The organism is Arachidicoccus sp. (genome assembly GCF_050436765.1).
In the GTDB taxonomy this organism is placed as follows: domain Bacteria; phylum Bacteroidota; class Bacteroidia; order Chitinophagales; family Chitinophagaceae; genus Arachidicoccus.
Map to the genome: position 1 here is coordinate 6,395 of NZ_JBNQGD010000195.1, position 6,995 is coordinate 13,389.

General features: G+C 37.2%; 7 protein-coding genes and 1 pseudogene. 4 read left to right on the forward strand and 4 right to left on the reverse strand.

The features are described 5' to 3' along the window. Nucleotides 1-205 (reverse strand): annotated as a pseudogene (locus ACQR30_RS08435) (methyltransferase RsmF C-terminal domain-like protein); the annotation flags it as partial. A gap of 114 nt (nucleotides 206-319) precedes the next feature. On the opposite strand from ACQR30_RS08435, the gene ACQR30_RS08440 reads away from it, so the two are divergent. The 3 genes from ACQR30_RS08440 to ACQR30_RS08450 all read left to right on the forward strand — a co-directional run bounded on the left by ACQR30_RS08440 (nucleotide 320) and on the right by ACQR30_RS08450 (nucleotide 2,937). Further along, a complete protein-coding gene (locus ACQR30_RS08440; RefSeq protein ID WP_429733992.1) occupies nucleotides 320-823 on the forward strand; it encodes a DUF4399 domain-containing protein in 504 nt (167 codons plus the stop codon). 149 nt (nucleotides 824-972) lie between these two features. Continuing rightward, entirely contained in the window at nucleotides 973-2,307 is a 1,335-nt protein-coding gene (locus tag ACQR30_RS08445) for an alpha-L-fucosidase (RefSeq protein WP_429733994.1), read from the forward strand. A gap of 9 nt (nucleotides 2,308-2,316) precedes the next feature. Further along, nucleotides 2,317-2,937 carry a polysaccharide deacetylase family protein gene (locus ACQR30_RS08450; protein WP_429733996.1) on the forward strand — a complete coding sequence of 207 codons (621 nt, stop codon included), beginning with the start codon at nucleotides 2,317-2,319 and terminating at the stop codon, nucleotides 2,935-2,937. A 420-nt stretch (nucleotides 2,938-3,357) separates the two neighbouring features. Here the strand turns inward: ACQR30_RS08450 and ACQR30_RS08455 are convergent, their stop codons facing one another. After that, nucleotides 3,358-4,686 carry an MFS transporter gene (locus ACQR30_RS08455; RefSeq protein ID WP_429733998.1) on the reverse strand — a complete coding sequence of 443 codons (1,329 nt, stop codon included), beginning with the start codon at nucleotides 4,684-4,686 and terminating at the stop codon, nucleotides 3,358-3,360. Next, nucleotides 4,686-5,330 (reverse strand): deoxynucleoside kinase, encoded by a 645-nt coding sequence (locus ACQR30_RS08460; protein ID WP_429734000.1) that lies wholly within the window; start codon nucleotides 5,328-5,330, stop codon nucleotides 4,686-4,688. The genes ACQR30_RS08455 and ACQR30_RS08460 overlap by 1 nt, the downstream gene beginning before the upstream one ends. Nucleotides 5,331-5,452: 122 nt before the next feature. On the opposite strand from ACQR30_RS08460, the gene ACQR30_RS08465 reads away from it, so the two are divergent. Further along, on the forward strand, nucleotides 5,453-5,935 hold the full coding sequence (locus ACQR30_RS08465) for a DUF983 domain-containing protein (protein ID WP_429734002.1): 483 nt from the start codon (nucleotides 5,453-5,455) through the stop codon (nucleotides 5,933-5,935). Nucleotides 5,936-5,944: 9 nt separating this feature from the next. On the opposite strand, the gene ACQR30_RS08470 is transcribed toward ACQR30_RS08465, so the two are convergent. Then, nucleotides 5,945-6,949, reverse strand: a complete 1,005-nt coding sequence (locus ACQR30_RS08470) for a DNA adenine methylase (RefSeq protein ID WP_429734004.1) — start codon at nucleotides 6,947-6,949, stop codon at nucleotides 5,945-5,947. Nucleotides 6,950-6,995 lie beyond the last annotated feature (46 nt).

Here is a 6,995-nt window from a genome sequence, read left to right on the forward strand (position 1 = left end):
GACGCTCTGTAAGATAATACCCATATGGATTCCAGGGTATTTTATCCTTGGGTAAATCATCCTTATACAAACCTAATTTTTCTGGATTATACCTTATAGATGTCCTAGTTTCGTTATGTAAATGTAGTTCCCGAAAGGCTTTTCTGTTAAAACCTGCCGTGTTTTCCAGAGAATCGAGAAGTGCTTCAGGTAATGGTAATGACACGTTAAAATAGGATGTTAAAGGTCAAAAATAAGAAACTATCGGTTACAATCATTTTGAAATATATGGTACCTTGATTATCTTTAGCGTTCATTTTAAATCTCAAAAGAAAAAATCATGCGTAAACTTTTTATAATCCCCGTTGTACTTTTCACCGCTCTAGTGGCATGCAATTCGGGCACCAATAATAAAGGTGCAGCCGATTCGACAAACATAAGCACCTCTACACAAAATATTGCCAATGCTGCAGTGGCACCTTTACCGGCAATTCCTGCAGGCGCTAAAGTCTATTTCAAAAATATTAAAGATGGAGAAACGGTTTCTTCGCCTTTAAAAATTGAGTTTGGCGTTGACAATATGACCGTAACAAAAAAAGCCCCGGTTGGTAAAATCGCTGAAGGTATTGGCCATCATCATTTATTGATAGATGCCGGAGACTCTATCCCTGCCGGAACCATTATCCCCGAGGATAGCACACATATTCATTACGGAGGCGGACAAACTGAAGGTACCGTGACACTTGCTCCCGGCAAACACACACTTACTTTACAATTTGGCGATGCTATTCATCGTTCTTATGGAAGCGCATTAGCGTCAACTGTTACCGTGAATGTAAAATAGTTTTTTCATACCATGTTTTGCAATTTCAACCCTATTTTCAAATGAGGATAGGGTTGTTTTATGAAAATAACTTACCGCAATTTCTGCACATAGTTTGAGATAAATGACCAAATGGACTATATTTGAAAAGTACTTTGTAAACTTCTTTTATGAAAAAAATCCTTCCTTCTTTAGTATTCTTGTCATGTGCTTTTTGCTCTTTCGCACAACAAGAATCTTATACGCCGGCGCAGTCTAATTTGCAGATGCGTGAATGGTTTCAGAACAACAAGTTTGGCATGTTTATCCATTGGGGCCTATACAGTATTTTGGGTGATGCTGAATGGGTGATGAACAATGAGAATATCAAAGTGAATGATTATGCCAAATTAGAAGACTTTTTCAATCCTGTTTATTTTAATGCACACGATTGGGTAGCGCAGGCCAAGCAGGCTGGAATGAAGTATATAACACTCGTAACACGCCATCACGATGGATTCAGCATGTGGAATACAAAGTATTCTGACTATAATATTATGCACACGCCTTTTCACAGAGATATTGTAAAAGAGATGGCAGACGAATGTCACAAACAGGGCATAAAAATATTTTTCTATTACTCGCTCTTAGACTGGCGTCGTACCGATTATTCTTATGGGACAGGGCGCACAGGGCAAGGAACCGGCAGAACTGTTCGCGGAAACTGGAACGATTATATTCAGTTTATGAAAAATCAATTAACTGAATTACTTACAAATTATGGAACGGTAAGCGGTATTTGGTTCGATGGCTATTGGGATCAAATGGCACCAGAAGCAAAAAATAGAAAAGACAGCACTTTCGTAGATTGGCATATTCGTGAACTATATGATCTTATTCATCGGTTGCAACCGCAATGTATGGTGGGAGATAATCATCATTTGTCACCTTTAGCGGGTGAAGACTTTCAGATGTTCGAGCGTGATATTCCGGGACAAAATAAGAGTGGATTGAGTTTTCAGAAAATATCACAGTTGCCGCTGGAAACCTGCGCCACACTTAACGATTCATGGGGTTTTAATATTAAAGATGATAACTATAAAACGCTTAAAGAGTTTGTAGATTTATTGGTGGGCGCGGCAGGCAGTAATGCCAATTTGCTGATGAATATAGGGCCCATGCCAAATGGAAAGATTGCAGAACCATTTAAGGAAAAACTGGATAGCATGGGTGTGTGGATGAAAACTTACGGTGAAAGTATTTATGGTACCCGTGGCGGATATTTGCCGCTTCAAAAATGGGGAGCTATTACACAAAAGGGAAATAAAATATATGTACATATCCTCCACCATATTGGAGCTGGCATTACATTAGAAGATTTTCCATTCAGTAAGATTACAAAAGCATATTTATTGAAAGATAAATCTCCTGTGATCATAAAGAAAGTTGGAAAGGAGCTGACATTCGATTCTTATAATTCAACACCCGCCGATCCTGATGTAGTCATCGTCATCGAAGGGAAATAAATAGCCATTTTGTATTTCGTAAAATCAAATTTTCTTTTAAAAATATTTTACCCTCGTCGTATTTGGAAAAAAGATACGAAGGGGGAAAAAATATTGTACCTCAGTTTCGACGACGGACCACACGAAACGGCTACTGATTTTGCATTGGAAACACTAAAACAGTTCAACGCAAAAGCTACTTTTTTTTGTATTGGGAATAATGTACAAAAGCATCCCCAAATATATCAGAGAATTCTGGATGAAGGGCATAGCGTAGGTAACCATACTTTTAATCATATAAATGGTTGGAAAGTATGTAAGGCAAAATATTTAGAAGATATTGATGCGACAGAAAAGCTTGTAAAAAGCAATTTGTTTCGTCCTCCTTACGGCCGAATGACTAAAGAAGAAGAAAAATTATTCCATAAAAAATTTCCCGAAAAACAGATTGTGATGTGGGACGTCCTAAGCGGCGATTTTGACAAAAATATTTCTGGCGAAAAATGTTGGCGTAATATCTTAAAAAATACAGAGAGTGGTTCTGTCATTGTCTTGCACGATAGTACAAAAGCATGGCAAAGAATGCACTATGTATTGCCAATGGCCTTAAAATATTTTACAGAAAAGGGATTTAGGTTTGAGCCGTTATAAACGATCTATCAGCGATTCGTGGTTGGCAATGCAGAATCATTGTCTGTGCGCTTCTAATGCACCTTACTTTCGTACAAATTAAAAAATCAGGCAATAAGGTGTCGAAATGGCAAAGGAAGAACGTTTTTAATTTTTAATTAGCGAAATATTTGTCTGGTTGAATTGTTATTTAGGCTGCATTGGGATTAATTACCAACAGTAAGTCCGCCGCGCCGGAATTTTAATAGGCAGATTGACAGTCTGGGAAATAAAACTGCACTTATCCTGGTTATTTCTCGTTGCATTGCTTATGTACACCGCCTTTTTAGTTGTTCTCAAAATTGACCCCAGGAATAGGCTGGACGAAATGGTAATAGGTCCAAACTTTAAAAAGCATATCCTTTTAGGATTAGGGGTCATCTCGTGAGAAATCGGGATGTTTTATGCATAGTCTTTGTAATTAAATTTGCGCAATTTCCTTGCTTTTGCAGCAGTAATGCTGACTACACCAAAAGTTAGACAGCCTCCAACGATTATCGCTTTAATCGTTCCCAACCAATGCGCCATTACGCCGCTTTCAAAATCACCTAGTTCATTGGAAGAACTGATGAACATCGTATTTACCGCTGCTACGCGACCGCGCATTTCGTCAGGCGTAACCAACTGTAAAATGGTACCACGTACCACCACGCTTACTGCATCAAACATGCCAGATGCTATCAATGCTACGCAGGCCAAATAGATATTTTTTGATAGGCCAAAAATAATTATAGAGGCACCGAAACCAGCACAGCACCATAACAATTTTTTACCAGGTTTCGTATTCAAAGGCAGATACGCCAAAAGAACCAATGTAATGATTGAGCCAATGCCCGGCGCAGCACGTAGCAGCCCATATTCTGTTTCAGTCATACGATTAATCTCTACAAAAGCAGGCAAAAGAGCGACCGCCCCGCCAAATAGAACTGTAAACATATCCAACGCCTGTGCTCCTAATAATGCCGGCGTTTTTAAAATAAATTTTACACCCAAAGAGAGGCTTTGCATGACAGGTTCTTTGGTCTTCTTCAAAATAGGCTTTGCTTTGATAATCGAAACCGGAATAAGGAGCAATAATTCTACAACAAAAATCAAAAACATAGAGCCAGTGACACCCGGTATTGCTGTAACACTGCCGGATGCCCGTATCATGTCAATTGGGTTATGCTGCAGCAACCCCATTACGGTATTGATGACACCAAAAGACAAGGGGCCTAATACGGATCCTAATTTAAAACCCATGCTGCTCCAACTGGTTGCATTAGGATAATGTTCCCGTGGCGTTAATTGTCCAAGTAATGCAAATGCGGATGGGCCTATAAATGCCCTCAATATTCCGCCAAAGAATATTAAAGCAAAAATTAATTCTAAAGTCCAATTTAAGCCCAAATGTATTAACGATGTTTGCGTAGATAAAACAAAAAGCCCACTACCTAAAAATAGGTAACCAATTAAGCAAATCAAAAGCATCTTTCGTTTTTCGTGTAGGTCCACAAAGTGGCCGGAAAACATGGAGAAACCAATGGCGGGGATTACCTCGGCAAGGCCAATGAAGCCCATTTTTAAATTGCTTCCCGTAAGGTGATAAACCCAATAATAAATCGCAGTTGACTGCAAGTTTAAAGCAAAATATATTCCGAATCGATAAAGCAAATAGCAAAGGAACTCCTTGTTTTTGAGCACGGGGTTTTTTTCTGAAAAAGATAGACGATCAGATATATTATTATTCATTAAAGGGAATTAGATTGTGGTAAGGAGATTCTCGTAATACCTGGTGTATGCTTACTCTCCAAGGCTTTCAGAATCGTTTGTACATGCATTTCATTATGTAAAAAATCCGCATTAGATGCATCCACAAAAAGGGTGACTAAGTTTTGTTGCTGTATATAATTCAAATATGTATCCTGAATTTTCTGTAAATAATCGTCAGAAATTTGTTGTTCGTACTCCCTTTGTCGCATTACAATATTAGATTGCAATTTGCTTAGCGGTGCGTGTAAATAAATTAAAATATCAGGTAATATTAATTGTTGTAGAATGATATCGAATAAACGTTGATACAGCTTAAATTCTTCCTCGGGTAAATTCACTTTCGCAAATAGCAAGCATTTGGTAAACAAATAATCTGAAATGGTGGTTTGCTGAAACAAATCCGGCAGTAATATTTCTTTCAGCTGTTTAAACCTTTCGGCCATAAAAAATAATTCGAGCGGGAAAGCATATTGACTTGGGTTTTTATAAAATCTTGGCAGAAAAGGATTGTCTGAAAACTCTTCTAAAATAAGACGCGCATTTAATTGCTCGGCTAGCAAATTAGCTAATGTCGTTTTACCTGCGCCTATATTTCCTTCTATTGTAATAAATTTATACTGCATTTGGGTGGCACAAAAGTAATCGTAATTTGGCAATTGTTAAAAGGGATACATGTATATTTTCAACTATCTTTTTGCTATTTCAATAACATAAAAGTTATCTTTGCACTCAAATAGCATATGTAATGGATAGCTCAAATATGACAGAGGCAGTAGTGGAAAATATACCCGGTTATTTATCAGCTACGCTCAATTGCAAATGTCCCAGGTGTAGAAAAGGAGATCTTTTTCAATATAAAAGTGCCTATAATTTGAAAAAAGGCAATTATATGAAAATGAATGAAAAATGCTTGGAATGTGGCCAGCCTACAGAAATTGAATTGGGGTTTTATTACGGTACCGGCTTTGTGAGTTATGCAATTACCGTTTTATTTTCTATTATTACTTTTATTCTTTGGTGGTGCATAATCGGCGTTTCAATTAATGATAACCGGTTATTTTGGTGGTTGGGACTTGATATATTTTTTATGTTATTATTGCAACCGCTTTTTATGCGGCTTGCGCGTAGTTTCTGGATTAGCTGGTACGTAAAATACAATAAAAACTGGAAAGGGGAACGACCTATTGAACCCGAAAGAACCAATAATGAAATGAAAAATGCCTGGTAAATGTAGGCATTAACCTAGTTTTTCCAGAATGTGCAAGTATTCGGTAGTCGAATTAAATTTGTGCTGTCGATTTTCTGTTTTATCTGCTTTGAATCGTTGATAGGAAGTCTCTTCGCGACTATAATGACCATATTTTTTCATTATATGTCGAATGGTTCCTTCGGGCATCAAACCTTCATTATTGTAACTTAAAAATATATGAGAAAATTGAGCATTTCTTATAAGTTCTTCAAAGGATTTCTCAATAGACGTTTTACTACAATATTCTGACTTGTTATAATGACGCAAGCCTGTTTTTCCTTTGGGAATAAATTTATCATACCGAGCGATGGTGTTGAGCAGATGATAGTTTGCACCATATTGACGTGCATTATAGGGCGGATCGAGGTATAAGATGTCGCCTTCAATCTTTTTGATAAGCCTATTGCCATCTGCATTAAAAACTGTATGCTTATTTTCATTTTCCAGAAAATCTGCGGCGGTTAATTGCAAAGGAGCTTGCGCAGTTTTTTTTAATTTTTTTAAATAAGCACCATATACAGAAGCGGTGTTGGCTATTTTATCGGCACTTTCCAACAAGCTGGCTAAAAGGAAAAAATATTCATTATTGTCGATGATTTTATTTTGTTTCCAGCCTTTAATGCTGATACGAATGGAGTCTATCTTTTTTGCGTTTTCATCTGAGAAATACATGCGTTCGCCATGCCCCCCCTTACAATAGTTTTTGTAAATGAAGCCTTCTTTTGGAGGAGCTGCTTTGAGCTCCTCAATTAACTGGTTTTTATTTTCAATCGGCAGATGATTGCCAATATAATTTTGATTTAAAACGTAGCTATAATATTCTAAGTCATTACTGATTATTTGTTTTACCTGCGCCTTAAAGCCCCGACCAACAATGCCTGTTCCTGCGAATAAATCGCAAAAAATTTTTGCCGATAAATCTTCACCAACTACTGCTTTTACAGTATTAACGATAAAGCCTGAGAGTTTATATTTGGAGCCTATGTAATTCATGTAATAAAATAAAGCTATTTAGATAGAACTTGTGAAATTTAATTGT